This window comes from Gilliamella sp. Choc6-1, assembly GCF_001690385.1.
Classification (GTDB): Bacteria; Pseudomonadota; Gammaproteobacteria; order Enterobacterales; family Orbaceae; genus Gilliamella; species Gilliamella apicola_A.
In genome coordinates this window covers 106,879-128,484 of the sequence record NZ_LZHI01000012.1, presented here as the reverse complement: position 1 = coordinate 128,484, position 21,606 = coordinate 106,879, and the positions used below count along the sequence as shown (strand labels likewise).

Annotated in this window: 15 protein-coding genes and 4 tRNA genes; 8 read left to right on the top strand and 11 right to left on the bottom strand. The window is 31.5% G+C overall.

The window, feature by feature from the left end; all coding sequences use genetic code 11:
• Positions 1-59: 59 nt before the first annotated feature.
• The 9 genes from serS to recA all read right to left on the bottom strand — a co-directional run bounded on the left by serS (position 60) and on the right by recA (position 6,733).
• Positions 60-1,352, bottom strand: coding sequence for a serine--tRNA ligase (gene serS / locus A9G36_RS01045; RefSeq protein ID WP_034943591.1), 1,293 nt, complete (start codon positions 1,350-1,352; stop codon positions 60-62).
• A gap of 156 nt (positions 1,353-1,508) precedes the next feature.
• A tRNA-Arg gene (locus A9G36_RS01040) sits at positions 1,509-1,585 on the bottom strand.
• A 19-nt stretch (positions 1,586-1,604) separates the two neighbouring features.
• Positions 1,605-1,681, bottom strand: a tRNA-Arg gene (locus tag A9G36_RS01035).
• Between the two features lie 18 nt (positions 1,682-1,699).
• Positions 1,700-1,776 (bottom strand) — tRNA-Arg (locus A9G36_RS01030).
• 19 nt (positions 1,777-1,795) lie between these two features.
• Positions 1,796-1,888, bottom strand: a tRNA-Ser gene (locus tag A9G36_RS01025).
• 125 nt (positions 1,889-2,013) lie between these two features.
• Positions 2,014-2,217: a carbon storage regulator CsrA gene (gene csrA, locus A9G36_RS01020; protein WP_065568797.1), complete on the bottom strand. Its 204-nt coding sequence runs from the start codon at positions 2,215-2,217 to the stop codon at positions 2,014-2,016.
• Between the two features lie 128 nt (positions 2,218-2,345).
• Positions 2,346-4,979 (bottom strand): alanine--tRNA ligase, encoded by a 2,634-nt coding sequence (gene alaS, locus A9G36_RS01015; protein WP_065568796.1) that lies wholly within the window; start codon positions 4,977-4,979, stop codon positions 2,346-2,348.
• 204 nt (positions 4,980-5,183) lie between these two features.
• Positions 5,184-5,687: a regulatory protein RecX gene (locus A9G36_RS01010; RefSeq protein ID WP_034943585.1), complete on the bottom strand. Its 504-nt coding sequence runs from the start codon at positions 5,685-5,687 to the stop codon at positions 5,184-5,186.
• Positions 5,687-6,733 (bottom strand): recombinase RecA, encoded by a 1,047-nt coding sequence (gene recA / locus A9G36_RS01005; RefSeq protein ID WP_034943583.1) that lies wholly within the window; start codon positions 6,731-6,733, stop codon positions 5,687-5,689. Before recA ends, A9G36_RS01010 begins: the two co-directional genes overlap by 1 nt.
• 531 nt (positions 6,734-7,264) lie before the next feature.
• Here recA and A9G36_RS01000 point away from each other — a divergent pair.
• Genes A9G36_RS01000 through A9G36_RS00990 form a run of 3 tightly spaced genes read left to right on the top strand, consistent with a single transcriptional unit; the run spans position 7,265 to position 10,752 of the window.
• Positions 7,265-8,515: a PqiA/YebS family transporter subunit gene (locus tag A9G36_RS01000; RefSeq protein WP_065574030.1), complete on the top strand. Its 1,251-nt coding sequence runs from the start codon at positions 7,265-7,267 to the stop codon at positions 8,513-8,515.
• Positions 8,516-8,530: 15 nt separating this feature from the next.
• A complete protein-coding gene (gene pqiB / locus A9G36_RS00995) occupies positions 8,531-10,168 on the top strand; it encodes an intermembrane transport protein PqiB (RefSeq protein WP_034943579.1) in 1,638 nt (545 codons plus the stop codon).
• Positions 10,168-10,752 carry a PqiC family protein gene (locus tag A9G36_RS00990; protein ID WP_034943577.1) on the top strand — a complete coding sequence of 195 codons (585 nt, stop codon included), beginning with the start codon at positions 10,168-10,170 and terminating at the stop codon, positions 10,750-10,752. Before pqiB ends, A9G36_RS00990 begins: the two co-directional genes overlap by 1 nt.
• A gap of 69 nt (positions 10,753-10,821) precedes the next feature.
• Here the strand turns inward: A9G36_RS00990 and pabB are convergent, their stop codons facing one another.
• Together pabB and A9G36_RS00980 are read right to left on the bottom strand one after the other, a co-directional pair.
• Positions 10,822-12,570, bottom strand: coding sequence for an aminodeoxychorismate synthase component I (gene pabB, locus A9G36_RS00985; protein WP_065585273.1), 1,749 nt, complete (start codon positions 12,568-12,570; stop codon positions 10,822-10,824).
• A gap of 1 nt (position 12,571) precedes the next feature.
• Positions 12,572-13,147: an anthranilate synthase component II gene (locus tag A9G36_RS00980; protein WP_034943573.1), complete on the bottom strand. Its 576-nt coding sequence runs from the start codon at positions 13,145-13,147 to the stop codon at positions 12,572-12,574.
• Positions 13,148-14,212: 1,065 nt separating this feature from the next.
• Here A9G36_RS00980 and A9G36_RS00975 point away from each other — a divergent pair.
• The 5 genes from A9G36_RS00975 (at position 14,213) to A9G36_RS00955 (ending at position 21,539) form a co-directional block, all read left to right on the top strand.
• A complete protein-coding gene (locus A9G36_RS00975; protein ID WP_065585272.1) occupies positions 14,213-17,047 on the top strand; it encodes a two-partner secretion domain-containing protein in 2,835 nt (944 codons plus the stop codon).
• 1,228 nt (positions 17,048-18,275) lie between these two features.
• Positions 18,276-18,839, top strand: a complete 564-nt coding sequence (gene lptC, locus A9G36_RS00970) for an LPS export ABC transporter periplasmic protein LptC (RefSeq protein ID WP_065568791.1) — start codon at positions 18,276-18,278, stop codon at positions 18,837-18,839.
• Positions 18,840-18,842: 3 nt separating this feature from the next.
• Positions 18,843-19,397 carry a lipopolysaccharide transport periplasmic protein LptA gene (gene lptA / locus A9G36_RS00965; protein ID WP_081295246.1) on the top strand — a complete coding sequence of 185 codons (555 nt, stop codon included), beginning with the start codon at positions 18,843-18,845 and terminating at the stop codon, positions 19,395-19,397.
• Position 19,398: 1 nt separating this feature from the next.
• Entirely contained in the window at positions 19,399-20,124 is a 726-nt protein-coding gene (gene lptB, locus A9G36_RS00960; RefSeq protein ID WP_034943566.1) for an LPS export ABC transporter ATP-binding protein, read from the top strand.
• Complete coding sequence (locus A9G36_RS00955) at positions 20,124-21,539, top strand: RNA polymerase factor sigma-54 (RefSeq protein ID WP_065585275.1); 1,416 nt, start codon at positions 20,124-20,126, stop codon at positions 21,537-21,539. The genes lptB and A9G36_RS00955 overlap by 1 nt, the downstream gene beginning before the upstream one ends.
• Positions 21,540-21,606 lie beyond the last annotated feature (67 nt).

Sequence of the window (21,606 nt, the reverse complement as noted above, 5' to 3'; positions counted from 1 at the left end):
ACCTTTATTAATAAAAAAATAGCGCTAATAGATAGCGCTATTCTCTAAGATAATGTGAGTTATTTAATAAACTCAACACCATTCATATAAGGTACTAAAACAGATGGAATTTTAATTGAACCATCTGCTTGCTGATAGTTTTCCATAATAGCAACAAGTGTACGTCCAACAGCTAGACCAGAACCATTTAGTGTATGTACTAAATATGTTTTATTATCAGCTTTATTTCGATAACGAGCTTGCATGCGGCGAGCTTGGAAATCCCACATGTTTGAGCAAGAAGAAATTTCTCGGTAAGTATTTTGAGCTGGTACCCATACTTCAAGATCATAGGTTTTACAAGAACCAAAACCCATATCGCCGGTGCATAACACAATTTTTCGATATGGTAATTCAAGTAATTGTAATACTTTTTCTGCGTGAGCAGTTAACTCTTCTAATGCCTTCATCGATTCTTCAGGCTTAACAATTTGAACTAATTCTACTTTATCAAATTGATGCATACGAATTAAGCCACGAGTGTCTTTACCATAAGAGCCAGCCTCAGAGCGGAAGCAAGGAGTATGTGCTGTCATTTTTAATGGTAATACACTTTCATCAAGGATTTCATCGCGCACAAGATTAGTTACAGGTACTTCGGCAGTTGGAATTAATGCATAATTGCTGCTTTCAGTTTCTTCATCAAGCGGTTTAGTATGAAATAAGTCACCTGCAAACTTTGGCAATTGTCCTGTTCCAAAAAGTGTCGCTTGATTGACTAAATACGGTACATAAATTTCGGCATAACCATGCTGTTCTGTGTGTAAATCTAACATGAATTGAGTAATAGCACGATGTAAGCGTGCTATTTGTGATTTCATAACCACAAAACGTGCACCAGTGAGTTTTACCCCTGCTGCAAAGTCAAGATCACCAAAGCGTTCTCCTAATGCAACATGATCTTGAATTGGGAAATCAAATTTTCTTGGTGTGCCAAAGCGAGAAATTTCAACATTATCATTTTCATCTTTTCCATCAGGAACAGAGTCATCAGGAATATTTGGGATAGTGGAAGCGATATCTTTAATTTTGCTTAGTAGGATATCAAGCTCTGCTTTAGCACTATTGAGTTTTTCACCAAGTTTATTGACTTCTTCACGAACAGCTGTAATATCTTCGCCTCGTGCTTTTGCTTCGCCAATTGCTTTTGAACGAGCATTACGTTCGGCTTGTAAGTTCTCGGTTTCAACTTGTAATACTTTGCGTTTTTCTTCTAAGTGACGAATCGTATTAATATCTAATTTAAAGCCTCGTCGTGCTAATTTGTTAGCAACGAGATCTAATTCATTTCGGAGTAAATTCGGGTCCAACATAAAAAAGTCCATTGTCATCTATTAGAGGATATCTTTCTACTTTAGTTGTTATTCTAATATAGCTAGTAGAACATTTAAATCAAAAAAGCAGATTGATAATAAATATTAATATTTGTTGGTGTAGTATACTAGATTTATATCGGGATTCAACCGAAATGGCGCACCCGAAGGGATTCGAACCCCTGACCGCTCGGTTCGAAGCCGAGTGCTCTATCCAGCTGAGCTACGGATGCGTGTAAGTTCGTAAAAAAATGGTGCATCCGAAGGGATTCGAACCCCTGACCGCCCGGTTCGTAGCCGGGTACTCTATCCAGCTGAGCTACGGATGCATTTTGAATTTCTTAAAATGGTGCATCCGAAGGGATTCGAACCCCTGACCGCCCGGTTCGTAGCCGGGTACTCTATCCAGCTGAGCTACGGATGCATATTTTAATTTTTAAAAATGGCGGTGAGAGAGGGATTCGAACCCTCGATGCAGCTTTTGACCGCATACTCCCTTAGCAGGGGAGCGCCTTCAGCCTCTCGGCCATCTCACCAAAAACAACTACGACTTCAATTGAACAACAAAATCATAATGTGTGGCGCACATATTACGTTTTACAAAAAATAAGTCAAACATTTTTTTGTTTCCACGTTCTAGTTGTTTATTTCATGCCCAATATTACTCATCAGACTCAGAATTTTCATCAATTTTGTTTTGCTGAGCTTGATGAATTCTGTTATATATTTCTTCTCTATGAATAGAAACTTCTTTAGGTGCATTGATACCAATTCTTACTTGGTTGCCTTTTACGCCTAAAATTGTAATAACAATATCGTCACCAATAATTAGTGTCTCACCTACTCTCCTAGTTAATATTAACATTAGATCTCCTACTCTCAGTTATTAATATATCCAAATTATTATAAAAGTAGCTTCGTTAGCCACCACCGATAAGAACAAAGATGGATTTTACAGGTTACTCATTTGCTTTTCAAAAACTTGCAAGTTTACTAACCTGCTTGTAATTTTTTACTGATTTCCTGTTTCACAGAAGATAACGCTCCTGGTAATGCCAAAATATCCATTCCACCTGCTTGGGCGAAGTCAGGCCGCCCACCGCCTTTACCACCTAGTTTTAATGCCAATTCAGATACTAATTCGCCAGCTTTAACAATTGTTATTAGATCATTTGTTACACCAGCGGCTAAATTGATTTTGCCATTATTGATAGCAGCTAAAATAATTACTCCAGTTTTCAATTGATTTTTAAGATCATCAACCATTGTACGTAATGCTTTCGCTTCGACATTTTCAAGTTTAGCAATTAGTAAATTTTTATTATTAATTTTTTCACATTGATTGAGTAGTTGAGCACTTTCCTGGCTGGCTTTTTGTGCTTTCAATTGCTCAATTGTTTTTTCTAATACCTTAGTTTGATAAATCAATTGTTCAACCCGCGTTAATACTGTCGATTTATCGCTTTTAACCAGTTGTTCAATCTGATTTAACAAATTGGATTCATGGTGTATGTACTCGATTGCATTTTGCCCTGTTGTGGCTTCAATACGGCGCACACCAGAAGCAATGCTCGATTCAGAAGTAATTTTAAACAACCCAATATCACCTGTTCGATTTACGTGTGTTCCACCACAAAGTTCTATTGAGAAATCACCCATTGTTAAAACCCTAACAATGTTTTCATACTTCTCTCCAAATAGCGCCATGGCACCTTTGTTTTTTGCATCATCTATTGGCATAAATTCGATGTCAACCTGCAAATTATGTCGAATCTGCTGATTCACAAGGTTCTCAATTTCATTAATTTGTTCTGGCGTAATGGCTTGGTTATGTGAAAAGTCAAAACGCAGATAATTTTCATTAACAAGTGATCCTTTTTGGTGGACATGATTGCCTAAAATTCTTTGTAAAGCAGCTTGTAATAAATGTGTAGCTGAATGATTACGACGGATACGCTCACGTAACTCAATATCAATTGCTGCTGTGACATTATCACCAACTTTTAAAGATCCTTTGATAACATGGCCCAAATGACCAATACTCTTACCGTATTTTTGGCTATCTAAAACGCTAAATTCTAGATTCGCAGAAGTTAATAAACCTTTATCACCAATTTGACCACCTGATTCACCATAGAAAGGTGTTTTATCTAAGATGACAATAGCATCATCACCGGCATTAATGCATTCAACTTTTTGACCATTTTTAAAAATGGCAATCACTTTGCCTAATGATTCTGTATCTTGATAACCTAAAAATTCTGTTTTATCATCAAGTTTTATAACATTACTATAATCGACACTAAATGAGCTTGATTCACGCGCTCTTTTTCGCTGTTCTTCCATACATTGATTAAATCCAGATTCATCAATAGTAATATTTTTTTCGCGACATACGTCGGCGGTTAAATCTAATGGAAAACCATAAGTGTCGTATAGCTTGAATGCAACATCGCCTGGTAATATGGTTCCTGTTATTTTTACTAATTCTTGATCAAGTAAAAATAGGCCACGTTCTAACGTCTTTAAAAATTGTTCTTCTTCAATTTTTAATGTATCTTCGACAATTTTACGATTTTGGTTAAGCTCCGTTGCGGCAATGTCCATTACATCAATTAATGGTTTAACCAGTTTATAAAAGAAAATTCCTTTAGCGCCTAGCATATGACCATGGCGCACTGCACGTCGAATAATACGTCGCAATACGTAACCACGACCTTCATTAGATGGTAAAACACCATCAGATATTAAAAATGCACAAGAACGTATATGGTCTGCAATAACACGTAACGATTTACTTTCAAGATCGCCTGTTTCTATAATCTTCGCTGCTTCTTGGATCAATTTTTTGAACAGATCAATTTCATAGTTAGAATTGACATGCTGTAATACAGCTGCAATGCGCTCAAGTCCCATACCTGTATCTACAGACGGTTTAGGAAGAGGTTCCATAATACCATTAGAATTACGGTTGAATTGCATAAAGACAATGTTCCAAATTTCGATAAATCGATCACCATCTTCCTCAGCACTTCCTGGGGGACCTCCCCAAATATGATCACCATGGTCATAAAAAATTTCTGTACAAGGTCCACAAGGTCCTGTATCACCCATTTGCCAAAAATTATCAGAAGCATAGGGTGCTCCTTTATTATCACCTATACGAATGATGCGTTCTTTAGGTATACCAATTTCATTTTCCCAAATTGAAAATGCTTCATCATCAGTTTCATAAACAGTAACTGTTAATTTTTCTTTAGGAATATTAAACCATTTTTCACTGGTCAGTAATTCCCAAGCAAAATAGATAGCATCGCGTTTAAAATAGTCACCGAAACTAAAATTACCCAACATTTCAAAAAATGTATGGTGTCGAGCTGTATAACCTACATTATCAAGATCATTATGCTTACCGCCTGCCCGTACGCAGCGTTGTGATGTAGTCGCTCTGGTATAAGAACGCTTATCAATACCAAGAAATATATCTTTAAACTGGTTCATCCCAGCGTTAGTAAATAATAACGTTGGATCATTATGTGGAACAAGGGAACTACTAGCGACAACTTCGTGTCCTTTGCTTTGGAAAAAGTCAAGAAAATTTTGACGAATTTCTGCAGTACTTTTCATTTATGCTTCCATATAAAACGATAGGTTTTTAAACATAGTATATACCCGTTTACAACTAAAGTTGAAATACAAATATTCTATATATCTGCAGTGAATCTAGCTTATATTACAAGTAAATAAGGAAAAATAAATGACCTAGCGAGCTTTATTCGTAATGGGTATTGTCTTAATTTTGTTGCAAAGTATTTTAGATATTTTATAAGTTCAAGTCAACAAACTGTGCACATTTTTTATATCATCTTGTGTATAGCCTCTTGTTAATAAAAATTGTATGCTTTTTTGCCACAGCTGTTTATTCTTTGGATCAATTTTTTTAAATTTCTTAACTAATTGCTTATAAGCAATATTTGACCATTCTATATTCGACTTATTTAGAAGGTCATAGCTGAGATCTTTTTGTAAACCTCGTTGTTTTAATTCAAGTGCAATTTTATATTTTCCATAACCTTTATTTGCTCGCATAGTAATATACTTTTGAATATATTGACTATCATTTATCCAGTTTTGGCTAACACAGTATTCAATAACATCGTTGATTTCTGTGTTAAGTTGATTTAAATGTACTTGATAATCATCGTCATTTGAATGAGCGATTTTGTTGGTAAAATATAATATTATTTTTTTTGTTAATTCATACGATGAATGATCGCGCTGTGCAAGTAATTGCACAGCTTTATTTAAGATTAACTTATTGAGTTTTTTAGTCATTATTCAAAGCTTTTATCCTCTGATGAAATGACCTCATCTTCAGCAGAAAAAATAGCAGGATTATTTAGTAGTAATTCACGTAATTTTATTTCAAGCTCGTTAGCAATCTCAGGATGTTCTTGCAAAAACTTAATTGCATTAGCTTTACCTTGACCTACTTTTTCACCGTTGTAGCTATACCATGCTCCAGCTTTATCTACTAATTTATTTTTCACTCCTAAATCGATCAACTCTCCATATTTAGAAATACCACAGCCGTAAAGAATCTGGAATTCTGCTTGTCTAAATGGTGCTGCAACTTTATTTTTAACTACTTTAACTCGAGTATCACTACCAATAACATCTTCTCCTTCTTTTACTGCACCAGTACGGCGAATATCTAAACGAACAGATGCATAGAATTTAAGTGCATTACCACCTGTGGTTGTTTCTGGATTTCCAAACATGACACCAATCTTCATACGAATTTGGTTGATAAAGACGACTAAGCAATTGGCATTTTTGATATTTGCGGTTAGTTTTCGTAACGCTTGTGACATTAAACGTGCTTGTAACCCCATATGAGAGTCACCCATTTCTCCTTCAATTTCTGCTTTAGGTGTTAATGCAGCCACTGAGTCTACAATAATAACATCAACAGCACCTGAACGAACCAAGGCGTCACAAATTTCAAGAGCTTGCTCTCCTGTATCAGGTTGAGAAACTAATAAGTCGTCAACTTGAACACCTAATTTAGCCGCATAAATTGGATCGAGTGCATGTTCAGCATCAATAAATGCACAAGTTTTACCTTCTTTTTGAGCTTGTGCTATGACTGATAAGGTAAGTGTTGTTTTACCGGATGATTCTGGTCCAAATATTTCGACAATTCGACCCATTGGTAAACCACCGATACCTAATGCAATATCAAGTCCTAATGAACCGGTAGAAACAGCATCAACGTCTAAAGTTTGAGTATCACCCAAACGCATGATTGAACCTTTACCAAATTGTTTTTCGATTTGACTTAGTGCTGCTGAAAGTGCGCGTTGTTTGTTTTCATTCATATAATAAAATTCCAATGTGTAAGGATATGGTTCTACATTATACTGTATTGTTATACAGTATCAAGTCTTTTTATTTTAAATAAATACCAAATTAGCTAAGCAAATAATTAAGAATACTTATAATAATGCATATTAATAATTATGTTTGAATTTAAAAAATGGTGTTGAAATCGTTATATTCAAGTATGAAGGTGAATAATTATTAATCTTTTTAATTCATTATTAAAATGTTCAAAAAAGGCAGAGGTAAATTGTTATATAGTCTAAATAATATTTTGATTAGAGATTATTTTTTTGTTTAAATTTAGTAAAATTTTTATTAAATCAAATTCTATAGTTTAATTCTGTTGGTTATTTTCTAAAAAATATCATTGGTTCTTATGACAAACAAATTTCCATTTTATAGTAAGCGTATTAATAGAGTTTTACACGTAAGTATTTTAGCAAAAATGTTTAAAGAATCGAACTTAAATGCTATGCTAATCTTAACTATCTTTACATATTAATGTAAGGTTCAAATAAAGGAAAATAATGATACTTGATAAACAACATTACGATTATGTTTTGTGCTCCCACTGCGATTTAGTTGTAGAAGTTTCGGGCGTTATTTTAGAACATAAAGCTGTTTGTCCTCGTTGTAATACGACATTAGCTAAAAATGAGGCTAATATGAAGTTTAAAGCAATTATATATGCCATTTGTTCATTAACAATGATTATAATCGCTTGTAATTTTGTTTTTATTGACATTAGGCTTGTTGGAAATTTTAATGGCGTGAGTATTTTAGATATTCCTGATATCTTATTTTTTGATAAATATAGCTATATTTCAGCGCTTTTTATTCTTTTTGTATTACTTTTTCCTATTGTTAATTTATCAATTATTGCTTTGCTATGTTCTAAAATAAAATTATCTAAGTACCGTAAAAGAGATCTTCTTATTGTTTATAAAAAGCTCCAATACTGGTGTATGCCTGAAATTTTTCTTACTGGTATTTTAGTCAGTTTTGTTAAATTAATGAGTTATGGCGATATCGGGATAACTAGTACTTTTTGGGCATTTTGTTTGTTTGTATTTTTTTATATAAAATCGATAGTTATTTTTTCACCGGAAGCAATTTGGCAAGAAGTTCATCGCAATAATTTTACAAATGGTGTGTTAAAAACTGGTAAAACGGGAATTAGCCAGAATTTAAAACTTTGCGGATGTTGTCAAGCTATTTTACCTGTTTATTATGTAAAATGTCCTAGGTGTAAGCAAAAAAGTAAAATTAGGAATCGTAATAAAATACAATGGACAATTGCTTTATTGGCAACTTCATTGATTATTTATATTCCTTCTAATTTATATGGGATTATGGTTACCGTTGTCTTTGGTTCATCATCAAGTTCAACGATTATGGATGGGGTGATTTATATGTGGCAAGTTGGTGATATACCTGTGGCACTGGTTATATTTACTGCTAGTGTAATAATTCCGATTTTAAAAATCATTTCATTAAGTTGGCTTTGCTATTTTGCTTTGACTGTAAAATGGAAAAATAAAAGTAACTGTCTAAAAATGAAAAAGTTATATAGTGTAGTCGAATTTATTGGCAAGTGGTCAATGATTGATATATTTGTGGTTTCTGTGATTTGTTCTTTAATTAGAAATCAGCAAATGATGGGAGTTTATCCTGATATTGGCGTGACATTTTTTGCAACAGTAGTCATTATTACTATGATTGCATCTCAAAAATTTGATCCTCGATTAATATGGGATCGTAGACCAATTAGAAATTAATGTTATAGGAATAATATGACAAATTCACATAAATTCGCAAGAATAATTAAAATAAGAGCTATTTCAGCAATCTGGATTATTCCGATTGTGACTGCAATTGTTGGGCTTTGGATAATTTATTCCCATTTTGCTGATAGAGGCACTTCATTTATCTTACTTGCTAAAGATGCAAATGGTATTATCGCAGGAAAAACGGTCATTAAAAATCGAAGTGTTGATGTCGGTATTGTCGATGAAGTCACATTATCAAAAGATTATAAACAAGTGGTAATTAAAGGCCGTATTTATAATGATATGGAACCATTATTGAAAAATGATTCTATTTTCTGGGTGGTAAAACCTGAAATTGGTCGAGATGGAGTGACAGGATTAGGTACTATTTTATCTGGGGTCTATATTGAGTTAGCAGCAGGAAACGATACACATAATTTTAAAAATATCCCTTTCATTCTATCGGATAACCCACCATTGTCAGATCCAAGTATAAAAGGGATTCGGCTGAATTTAGAAAGCGATCAAACTGGTGTGATCCCAAGAGGTGCATCTGTTATGTTTCGTGGGTATAGGGTAGGTAACGTTGAGACTTCAGTATTTGATGTGGATGCGCGTAAAATGAAATACCAAATTTTTATAACTCAACCTTACGATGCATTAGTGACACAAAATGTTCGCTTTTGGAAAGAAGGTGGCGTAAATTTAACTTTATCTTCAGCTGGTGCAAGATTAAATGTCCCTTCTTTAGATGTTTTAATGTCAGGTGGTATTAGTTTTGATTTGCCAGATGGCTCTAAGTTAGGTGCGCCAGCAAAACAGTATGCCATATATACATTATATGATGATAAGAAATCGATACAAGAATCACAGTATACGGATTATAAAGAGTTTCTTATTATGCTTTCAGACTCAATATCTGGATTAAATGTAGGTGCCCCTGTTGAATATCATGGTATAAGGCTAGGTACAGTAAGTAAAGTGCCATTTTATACAGATGAAATGTTAAAAGAATCATCAATATTAAATCAAAAAGTTCCTGTATTAATTAAAATTGAACCTGAACGGCTAACAGAATTGGTTGATGAAAAAATCGATATTTCAACATTGATAATGAAAGAACAAGAAAAAGGTTTAAGAGCTTCATTAAAAACATCAAATTTGTTCACAGGAGCTCTTTATATTGATCTCGATTTTTACCCTGATTTAAAAGATCAATATAATGTAAAAACATCAAGGCAGTTTGGTTATGATACTATTGATACAACATCAGCAGGTATCGCTCAGATACAATCAAAAATATTACAAGTGTTGGACAATTTCAATAATTTACCATTAAATAAAACAATGAATCAACTTAATCGATCTTTGGCTTCAACTGAGCACTTGATGAACTCATTAAATCAGATTATGTCTAGTAAAGAGATGCAAAATATACCAAAAGATATGCAAAAAACATTACGATCATTAAGTGATACTTTACGAGAGTTGCAACCTGGATCAGATATGAATAATCAAATAAAAGAAAATCTACAAAAATTACAACAAATGATGGATGAACTTACTCCATTACTTAATACACTTAATGATAAGAGTAATGCACTTATATTTTCAGCACCAACTAAACAAGATGAACAACCAAAAGCAAAAGGTAGAAAATAATGAATAAAATTATGAGAAGATTTTTGGTGATAGTAACTGTTACATCATTAATAACTTTAGTGGGTTGTTCTTCAGGAGGAGTAGATAAAAGCTATTTTCAATTAACTAGTGATGTGAATAAGCAACCTTCTAACACACTAAAAACAGCTAATCGTTTTATTTGGATTGAATCAGTTAATGTTGCTAGCTTTTTGAATAAACCAGGTATTGTTTTACAAACTGAAAATATTAAGTATGTTACTGCAACACAAAATTTATGGGCATCTTCATTATCACAACAGCTAAGTGGGCGTCTGGAGCAAGATTTGACAGTATTTTTGCCTAATTACCTAATTTCAAGTAAATCAATCACTACGCCCACGTTAACAGTTAAATTATTTATTGATGGTTTTCATGGAAGTTATACTGGTGATGCGGTTATAAAAGGGCGCTGGGTAGTCATAGATAGTCATAATAATATTTGGGCTAAATCATTTGAACATTATATTCCTTTAACCAATAACGGTTATGATGCTTTAGTCAAAGCGTTATCAAAAGGTTGGCAGGATGAAGAATTAGATTTTGCAAATTTAATAAAGCACTAATAAAAAATATTAATAAAACAAAATTTTTCAGTCATAATCAATACGGAGGTTTTAATATTAATTATTAAATTATGTTAATTGATTTTTAAATTGATTAAATACATTATCATCGATAGTTACCCATTTGCGAATACTGTTTATAAAAGCGATTTTTTCAGCGAATAAAAGCTCATCTTTTAAAACGGTTTTTTCTACCAGCAATTGATGTTTTTCCAAATAAAATTGTCGCATTGTGCCTACGAGTAAACCGGATGATGTTTTAGGTGTCACCCATTGATTATTAATTAGTAATGCGATATTACCATTGACAAATTCAGTTATTTCATCGTGTTGATTGAAATTAATAAATTCTTTGCCAACAGTTAACTTAGGAAAATGGTGACGGTTAGATGTCTTATGATATAAATAAACATTATTATTATCAACACAATGTGGTGCTAAGGCAATCTTATTAATACTAATAGGTTTATTTATAAGGTCACTGTCGATACTAAATTGTCCGTTTTTTTTAAGTAACACCCTAATTTTATAACTGTTTTTAGATAAGGAGTTGGTTAAATTTATAAGTGTTAGTTTGATTACATTAATATCACACTTAAAATCAAAATAGTAAGCAGATTCTGCGAGTCTTGCTAAATGTTCATCTAGTAAAAACAGTTCTCCTTCTTCAAGTAATACTGATTCAATTATATTTTCTGGTATTGAAGCTATACGATTTAATATTGCTAATTTTGCCAAAATTTCATTGTATTCATCTTGGGCTGTTGAATCCCATGTAATTCCGCCACCAACACCATAATGCATTTGTTGATTATGAATGGTTAGTGTTCGAATTGGGATATTAAATATCGCTTTTTTCATATATGGTTCAATATAACCAATGGTTCCGCAGTAAACTCCTCTTGGTGAATTTTCAATTTGTGTAATAATTTTCATTGTGCTTGTTTTTGGGGCTCCAGTTATTGAACCACAAGGGAATAAAGCTTGAAAAATTTGATATAAACTTGTGTTTTCTTTCAATTTACCTTGAATTGTCGAAGTTAATTGCCAAACGGTAGGATATTTTTCAATAGAAAATAAATTAGGCACTTCAACAGAGCCAGGGAGTGAAATTTTGCTTAAATCATTACGCAATAAATCAACAATCATCATATTTTCGGCTTGGTTTTTCTCAGATAATAAGTGGACTAATTGTTGCTCATCTTGTTGATTATTCATACCACGGGCAGTTGTGCCTTTCATTGGTTTTGTTATTATAGTTTTATTATTTAATTTAAAAAATAGCTCTGGTGAAATGGATAAGATATGGAAATCCTCAAATTCAAGGTATGCACAATAATGTGCTTGATTATTTTTTTGTAAAAAATGGTAGTAATCAAGCGGGGTTGCATTAAAGGCTGTACTGAATTGAATCGTATAATTAGTTTGGTAGGTGTTACCCAACTCTATTTGTGAACGAATGAAGTCAATTTTTTTATGATATTCTTCAATTGATGTATCACATTTTAAATCAAATTTAAAAGGATCATAATCGTTTATTATTGTTGATTCAGTAATTGAAAAATTTTGGTATATACCAAATAAAAGTAATGGTAGCCCATTATTGGTTGAATTATGAATAAATTTAGTTCTGTTTGATTTATTGAACCCCATTGCACATTCATAGGTAAGATAGCCCACCGCATAATAACCTTGCTGAGTAAACTTTTCTATCTCATCTAATTGTTGTTTTACAGTTGTATAATCATCTGCTTTTAAAATTTTTATTGGATCACAAAAGCATTTATGCTGACCTTCAAAATCAATATAGATTTTCATATTAATAGCACTTATGAACAAAGTTATACATCATTTGCAATCCTGATTCGGTTTTTATGGCTTCTGGGTGAAATTGAACTGATTCAATTGGTAGTGTTTTATGACGTAGACCCATGATTAGTCCTTGTTTGTTACGTGCAGTGACGATTAGTGGTGAATTTTTTTGCAAAAGCTTATTGTAAGCAATTAAAGAGTGATAACGTACTACAGAAAGAGGGTTTTTAAGTCCTAAAAATAAGCCTTGCCTATCATGAGTGATTTCATCGATTTTGCCATGCATGGGAGAGGGGGCTTTAGTTATCGAATAGCCAAAATGTTGTGCGATAGCTTGGTGCCCTAAGCAAATTCCAAGAATAGGACAACAGTGAGCAAACGTTTCAACCACTGAAAGTGATATACCAGCATCATTGGGTGTTCCAGGACCAGGTGAAATAACAATTTTAGAAAAAGTTAACTTTTTTAACTGTTCAATCGTCATTTCATCATTTTTGATAACAGCAACCTTAACACCTGCTCGACAAAGATAATCGTAAATATTAAACGTAAAGGAGTCATAGTTATCAATTAATAAGATCAAAATATTTGCCTACTATTTACTTAAATTTTTTATTGCTGTATTGCCAATTAATAGATCTTATTACATTTCTATCTGATTAGAAAATTTTTTAATTCTTTAATATTTTTATAAAGTTAAATAGATAATAAAATTAATATAAACTTAACCGAGAATATAAAAATAATAGCAAATGCCTTAGAAAAAATGAAGTTATATATGAGGTAGATGATAGAAGAAATACCAAATAGTAATGCCGAGTATTTATTAGGGAAACGTTAATCCGTTGGACAATAGGTATAAAAGGCTACCGACCTGTTGATTATTACTACATGTTTGCAGATATTCCTTTGCATGATTAATAAATTGGATACTACTGTGTGTGGAAAATTAAGTAAACCATTATTAAATGAATAGTGTGATAAAAATAAAAAATTATAAATAAAACCTTTGACCAAATATTATTTTAATGATTATCATATCAAGGTTGGATTATCTAAATCGTGTTAAATTTCTTTACTATTAATTACAAAAATTAAAAGTATAAGAAGCTCATTGAATGAGCGAGTTGTAGTAAATGACATATATGAGTTTTTGATATTTTTAGACGTATTGACATAGTAGATTTCAGTGAGAAATTATGATACGCACAATAAAAGATAACTATGTTATTAATTATATTTAATAACATATTAATAATTAAATTTTTTATTAAATAGTGATTTGGAAATAATTGAATTTTTAAAACTGAATTCATCACACTTAAAATATAGTTTTCTTAATAGTTTAGATAGATTTTCAATAAGTGAATGGCAAGATTGCTTTAATTGAGAGTAATAACTTGTAGTAAAACATTAAAAATTGTGACTAGTTTTATCTAGCTATAAATGAATTATATAGTGTAGATGTTATTTTTTATGTAGTAGGGAACTAATATTGCGTATTTGGTAAGCTTGTAATATTAGTTGTTATCTTTGTTGTTTAATTGCGGATATATATATATTAGCTATAAGTTTTTTTAGAAATAAAAGTGAATATGCTCTTATTTTAGAAAATTTAGGTGAGAAGAAATAAAAGGTGAAATAAATTATGAACAAAAGTTTTTATCGAATCGTTTTTAATAAAGCGCGTGGATTATTTGTAGTTGTATCGGAAATTGCTAAATCACATCAAGTAATTGCAAGCAATAGTTGTAAAGCAAAAGTTAATAATACCAAAGAAAACATGACTAAAAGAGCAAAATTATGCGCTTTAAAACCATTGGTTTTTCTGTCTTATGCTGCATTAGGGATGATCAGTATAGTTGAATCAAGTTATGCTAACAATATTGTTGTCGATTCATATGCAAATCAATATCAACAACCTCATATTCGCCAACTTAATAATGGTACTACAATTATCAATATTGCAGCACCGAATACTCGCGGTGTATCGCACAATAAATATACTCAATTTGATGTGTCAAAACACGGAGTAATTCTTAATAACTCTGTTAATAGTTCAAAGACTCAGTTGGCTGGATTAACTGCTGGTAATCCATTATTAAAAAATAGTGCCAAAGTTATTTTAAATGAAGTTAACTCGCGGAATATTAGTAAATTAAATGGGGCTATCGAAGTAGCTGGTCAAAAAGCACAAGTAATTATAGCTAATCCAGCAGGTATAACCTGCGATGGATGTAGCTTTATAAATGCCGAGCGAGCGACGTTAACCACAGGTAAACCCATATTACAGGATGGAAATTTAAAAGGTTATCAAGTTGATCGTGGGCATATTGAAATTACAGGTAATGGTCTAAAAAATACTGGACAAGATTATACAGATATTATAGCGCGTAGTGTAACTATTAACGCTGATTTGTGGGCAAATAAAGAAATAACTGTTGTAACAGGCAGAGGTTATGTAAATGCTGAACTTAATAATATCGAGAAACACGGATTTAATAATCTAGATCAACCAGAGTTTGGTATTGATGTTTCAGCTTTAGGTGGTATGTATGCAGGTAAAATAAAAATGATTGGTACTGAAGATGGAGTAGGAGTGCGTAATAATGGTCGATTAGGAGCAAGTGCTGGTTCAATTTTGATTTCTGCTGACGGTAAAATAATTAATTCAGGCAATATCAATGCAGTACAAGATGTGGAGTTAATTAGTAATAAAGGTATTGAAAACCATGGTAATGCAATAAGCAAAAAAAATATTACTTTTACGAGTAAAGAAGAAATTAAAAACCTAGGTAGTGTTGTTGCTCAAGAAAATCTTGATTTAAAAGCAGGAAGCTGGATAGGAAATCAAGGTAAATTGACTGCAATAAAAACTATTACAACTGATAGTAAAGATTTTACAAATAGTCATAATGGTGAAATCTCAGCAAAAAATATTGCTATTAATAGTGATGTAGGAAAAAATTATGGCGTTATCAAAGCAAATGGCGAAGTTAAAATTACTGCGTCAGAGACCGAAAATAACGGTAACTTATCAGCAGAAAAAATAACCATTTCAAGTGGCAAAATTAAAAATGATTGGTATGGCGTTATTGACTCAATTGATATTAATTTGATAGGAAAAGCTATTGAGAATTATGGTGAGATTAATGCTAGCTCTAAATTAGAGATCCATACAAATGATTTAAGTAACTTTAGTAAGTTATTCTCAAAATTTAATATCGCTGTATATGGTCAAAATATTATTAACCAACAAAGAGGAACGATTTATTCTGAAGACTTTATGACTTTTAATACAGAAAAATTATTCAACGATGGAAATATACATGGTGAAATAATAAAAGTTTCTGATGCTGAAGAGTTTGTTAATGGTAGTCATGGTGAAATTTTAGGCCGACAATTATATATTGATTCTAATAAAGTCAAAAATGAAAACATTCTTAAAGTATCTCAGATTTTGCGTATGACTGGTAATTACTTACTAAACGATTGGTTTGGTAAAATAGAAGCTAATCTTGTTAACTTATTAACTAATAAATTTGAAAATTACGGATTAGTCAGCGGTGTTGATGAAGTACATTTAGACAATAAAGAGCAATATAATTTAGGCGAAATATTGGCAAGAAATAATTTATTAATAAAAGGTAATAACTTTAAAAATGACTGGAACGGCAAATTAAAGGCTAATAACATTAGGTTAACTCAATACGATATGGGGGGGGATTTTAATTTAACAAATTATGGTACATTTAATGCAATTAATAAACTAACTATTGACCTTCAAGATATCAATAATCATGGACAATTATTAGCTAATAGAGATGTTACGATTAAAAGTAATAATTTCAAGAATGATTGGAATGGTGTAATAAAAGCTGATTATATTTCTATAGTAGGTGGAAAATTTGATAATCATAAAGAAGTCAGTGCTGTAAAAGAGCTAAATATCAATGCTTATGATGTGTATAACCAAGGCACATTATCCTCAAATAATTCGTTAGGAATAAGTAGTAATCGATTTAAAAATGATTGGAAAGGTGATGTTATTGGGCAATACATTGATATTATTGGTGGAGTGTTCCAAAACTATAAAAGTATATCTGCTACAAATGATCTAAATATAAATGCTGATAATATATATAATAATGGAGAAATTTTGGCTAACAATAATATAATTGTAACAAGCGATAAATTTAAAAACGATTGGGAAGGAAATATAAAATCGGAAAATATCAATATTAATGCGACAGAGTTCATTAATTATGGCTATATAAATATGGGTAATATGATAAATATTAGTGCAAAGGATATATATAATGAAGGAAAATTACTATCAGATATGCATATCCGTTTAAAAGCTGATAATTTTAAAAATGATTGGCATGGTCTAGTCAATTCGATCTATATTCAATCTAATGTTAAAAATATAATTAATTATGGCTCAATTATAGGTATAGTTAATGAAGAAAACATGTTATAACCAACCCCAATTATTACGTTTATAAATTCTGTTATTTATAAGTAGCATTGAGATTCTAGTTTACCGATCATTTTTATGATCAGGTAAGTTAGAATCTATAACTTTTTGTACAGAAAGATAATTTATTTTAAAAATAGCTTGTTACAATCATTTAAAAGAATATTGAAGGAATAATTAAATATGTTCGTAAATAACCTAAAACGCCATAATTCTCTATTATTTATTTTCCATTTTTAAGTACTAAAGTCGAAGTTGCTGCACTGCTTACATTTGGTATGGAATTTCGTTGTCAGTTACTTTACTTACCATGGCAACATGTCCATAGTTATTTTGAATAATTTATGATTAACACACTGATAATAATAGATTTTTATAAATTCAACATGTTGATGTTTTTGGCCTAAGTTATAACCGTTCTTAGTAATATTTCTTCCAATTACATTATAGATGTTACCGTTATAATAGGCTTTCCACCATTAAATTCATCAATAACTCTGCCAATTTCTTTGTTTAATCAATTTTAGTATTGGCAAAAGAATATGAATCAAAGGTATAGTAGCTTAATATTGAAAATAGCTAAATAAAGAGCAGGCTTTTTCTATATTTTAATAACATTTTTATTTCTATCGTTTTAATTATTTATTCGTGTTTATTTTATTGAGAAATAAATTTAGTTCATAATTAAAAATTTAGTAATAGTAAAGTTATTAATGAGTTTAAAATTAAACTAGAAATTTAGTATTTATTTTTTATATAAATTATTTACCATGGTAAGAAATTATATTTCGTATTTAGAATCTAAATTAGTATTTTATCATTAAAATAAATATGTTCGAATTATAATAAAATAAGGTTACAAAATGATTAAGAAAGTTAAAATAAATGTTGTCGGTCGTATGTAAGGTGTAGGGTTTCGTTTTTTACTTATCAGTAAACCCAAAAACTAAGTTTAGTTGGTTATGTTTGAAATTTATCTAATGGAGATGTTGAGATTATTGCTCAAAATGATAGCTGACAAATAAACAAATTAATAAAATGGGGATCCTGCTTCTTCGTTCATCTCACATGTTAATAATTTTGATTTATTGCCAAAAAACGATTTAACATTATTTTAATGTTCGATATTAATTTAATAAAAAATAAAGTAGAATAATCGAAATTTTTATTTTATTAAAATAATAATTTTCCCTAATTTCAATTAACTTTAATTGCGTGATTAACTTATGTTATGAATAAAAAAAATTTAATCTATATTTTACTTCTTATCATAATTATTGGTGCCTATTATAATTATCAAAAAAATGATGATGTAACTACACAACCAACAGCAATTTTACCTAATACGCCGATCTATCAAAGTGATGATATGATTACAAAAGTTTATGATATATCAGGCGAAATTCTTTATGAAATTGAATCTGCCCATGTTTGGTATTTTGATGATACGGAAAATACAGAGTTTGATTTACCTAATTTAACACTTTATGATAAAGATCATGTAGCAACATGGCATATCCGTGCTAAAAAAGCAACGTTAACTAACGATAAACTCATTTACCTTTATCAAGATGTTCAATTGGATAATTTGATTCCCGATGCACAATTACATCAAGTAATTACCGATAATGCGGTAGTTGATTTAACAACACAGCATGTGACATCAAAAGATCCAGTTATACTTAAGGGAGCCGGATTTTATTCAACAGGAATTGGATTAAATGGAGATTTACAAGCCAAAACAGCCGATATTCTAGAAAATATAAAAACATACTATAATACTGAGGTAAAGTAAAACATGAGTTCGCAAAAAAAGGTCGTTATTTCACTATTTTTATTGCTGCCTGTAACATTTAGTTGCTTTGCAGCTGATTTTAACAATCAATCACCGGCTGAAAAACAAGAACAAAAAACACTTGTTGATAATAAGCCGATTACCATTGACGCCGACAATCAACAAATTGATATTGAAAAAAATATGATTACTTTTAGTGGAAATGTGCATGTTGTGCAAGAAGGGCTAACCATTATTGCAGATAAAGTCGTTATTACGGATATGCAAGATTCATCAAAACAAAAAATTACTGCTTATGGCAAACCAGTTAATTTTAAACAGATACTCCCTGAAAAGAATAAAATTGTTACGGGGCATTCTGCTCTAATTATTTATGATGTGAAGCAAAATAATGTGACATTAAAAGGTAATGCTGAATTATTTCAACAAGATAATCACATTACTAGTCAACTTATTAGTTATGATGTGAAAAAACAACAAATTTCTGCGCACCCAGGCAAAAATGAAAGAGTAAAAAGTACTATCATCCCAAACCAAATTAAAGAGATGAATAAATAAAATGTCAATTTTAAAAGCGGAAAATCTGGTCAAAGTATATAAGAAAAAACGCGTTGTTGAAAATGTCAGCTTAACTGTAAATTCAGGTGAGATTGTTGGATTATTAGGACCAAATGGCGCAGGTAAAACCACAACTTTCTATATGGTAGTTGGTATTGTTACTTTAAATGCTGGAAAGATTTATCTTGATGATCATGATATTAGCATTTTGCCTTTACATGAACGGGCGCAAAAAGGTATTGGTTATTTACCACAAGAAGCGTCTATTTTTAGAAAGCTTTCGGTTATTGATAACATTATGGCGATTTTAGAAACGCGCAATGATATTGATAAAAGAGAAAAAATTAATCGAGCTGAAGAATTACTTGAAGAATTCCATATTACTCATATTCGTGACAGTATAGGGCAATCTTTATCTGGTGGTGAGAGACGTCGAGTTGAAATTGCTCGAGCATTGGCGGCCAATCCTAAGTTTATTTTACTTGATGAGCCTTTCGCGGGAGTTGATCCGATTTCAGTAATAGATATAAAACATATTATTAAACATCTTAGAGATCGAGGGCTGGGTGTTTTGATTACCGATCATAATGTGCGTGAAACGCTTGATGTTTGTGAACGAGCTTATATTGTCAATAAAGGGCATTTAATTGCTGAAGGTACCCCAAATGATATTCTAAGTAACGAATATGTTAAAAGGGTTTATCTAGGTAATGAATTTAGATTATGATAAAACCAAGTTTACAACTGAAAGTTTCTCAACAGTTATCGATGACGCCACAATTACAATTGGCGATTAAATTACTACAGTTGTCAACTTTAGAACTCCAACAAGAAATTCAAACTGCGCTTGAAAACAATCCATTGCTTGAAATTGATGATCAATATGACGAAGTGAACGTTAAACAAAACGATGAAACAGAAAATATTGATACGCGTGAGGCTTTAGATAGCAAAGAAATTCCTGATGATATTCCACTGGATGCATCTTTAGATGACATTTATAGCGCTGGAACTCCATCTGGAACTAACTCAGATTATCGTAATGATGAATTGCCTATCTATCAAGGTGAAACTCACGAAACATTACATGATTATCTGGAATGGCAACTTGAACTAACACCCTTTAGCGATACAGATAGGGCGATAGCGGTATCTATTATTGAAGCTATAGATGAGAGAGGCTATTTAACAGTTTCAACAGAAGAAATACTTGAAGAGCAAGGTAATGATGAAGTTGAAATTGCCGAAGTTGAAGCAGTATTGAAACGAATATGGAATTTTGATCCTATCGGTGTTGGTGCCAGATCGTTGCAAGAGTGTTTGTCTATTCAAATTCAACATTTAGACACTCCACCATTAGTTAAACAAATTATTGATAATTATTTAGACTTATTAGCCATACGCGATTATAGAAACTTAAAAAAAGTGTTAAATACAACAGATGAACAGTTAAAAGAGGCTGTTGATTTTATACAACGTTTACAACCTTATCCCGGCGATTTGGTTAATACTGCTTCTCCAGACTATGTCATACCTGATGTCATGGTAAAAAAGGTACAAGGAAAATGGATTGTGTATTTAAATAGCGATACAGTTCCAGCTTTACGTATTAACCAGCAATACGCTGATATGGCAAAATTAGCAAATGAAAGTGATGGGCAATATATTAGATCTCATGTGCAAGAAGCTAATTGGTTTATTAAAAGCATCGAAAACCGTAACGAAACCTTATTAAAAGTCAGCCAATTTATTGTTGAGCATCAGCAAGCTTTTTTTGAACATGGTACTGAATACATGAAACCAATGATTTTGTCAGATGTTGCAACGGCAATTGATATGCATGAATCGACCATTTCTCGTGTAACAACTCAAAAATATTTGCATTGTCCAAGCGGAATTTATGAACTTAAATTCTTTTTCTCAAGTCATGTTAATAATGATTCAGGTGGTGAGGTTTCATCTACAGCTATCCAAGCATTAATTAAAAAATATATATCGGCAGAAAATAGTAAAAAGCCATTAAGTGATAGTAAATTAGTTTCGATACTTGAAGAACAAGGTATTATTATTGCACGTCGCACCGTAGCAAAATACCGTGAAGCCTTATCAATTCCACCATCAAGTCAACGAAAACAGCTTTAAATTTGAATTCAAATTTTTTGGATATATATCGCTTATTTTAATCATGGGCGCAATTTGCGCCCTTTAA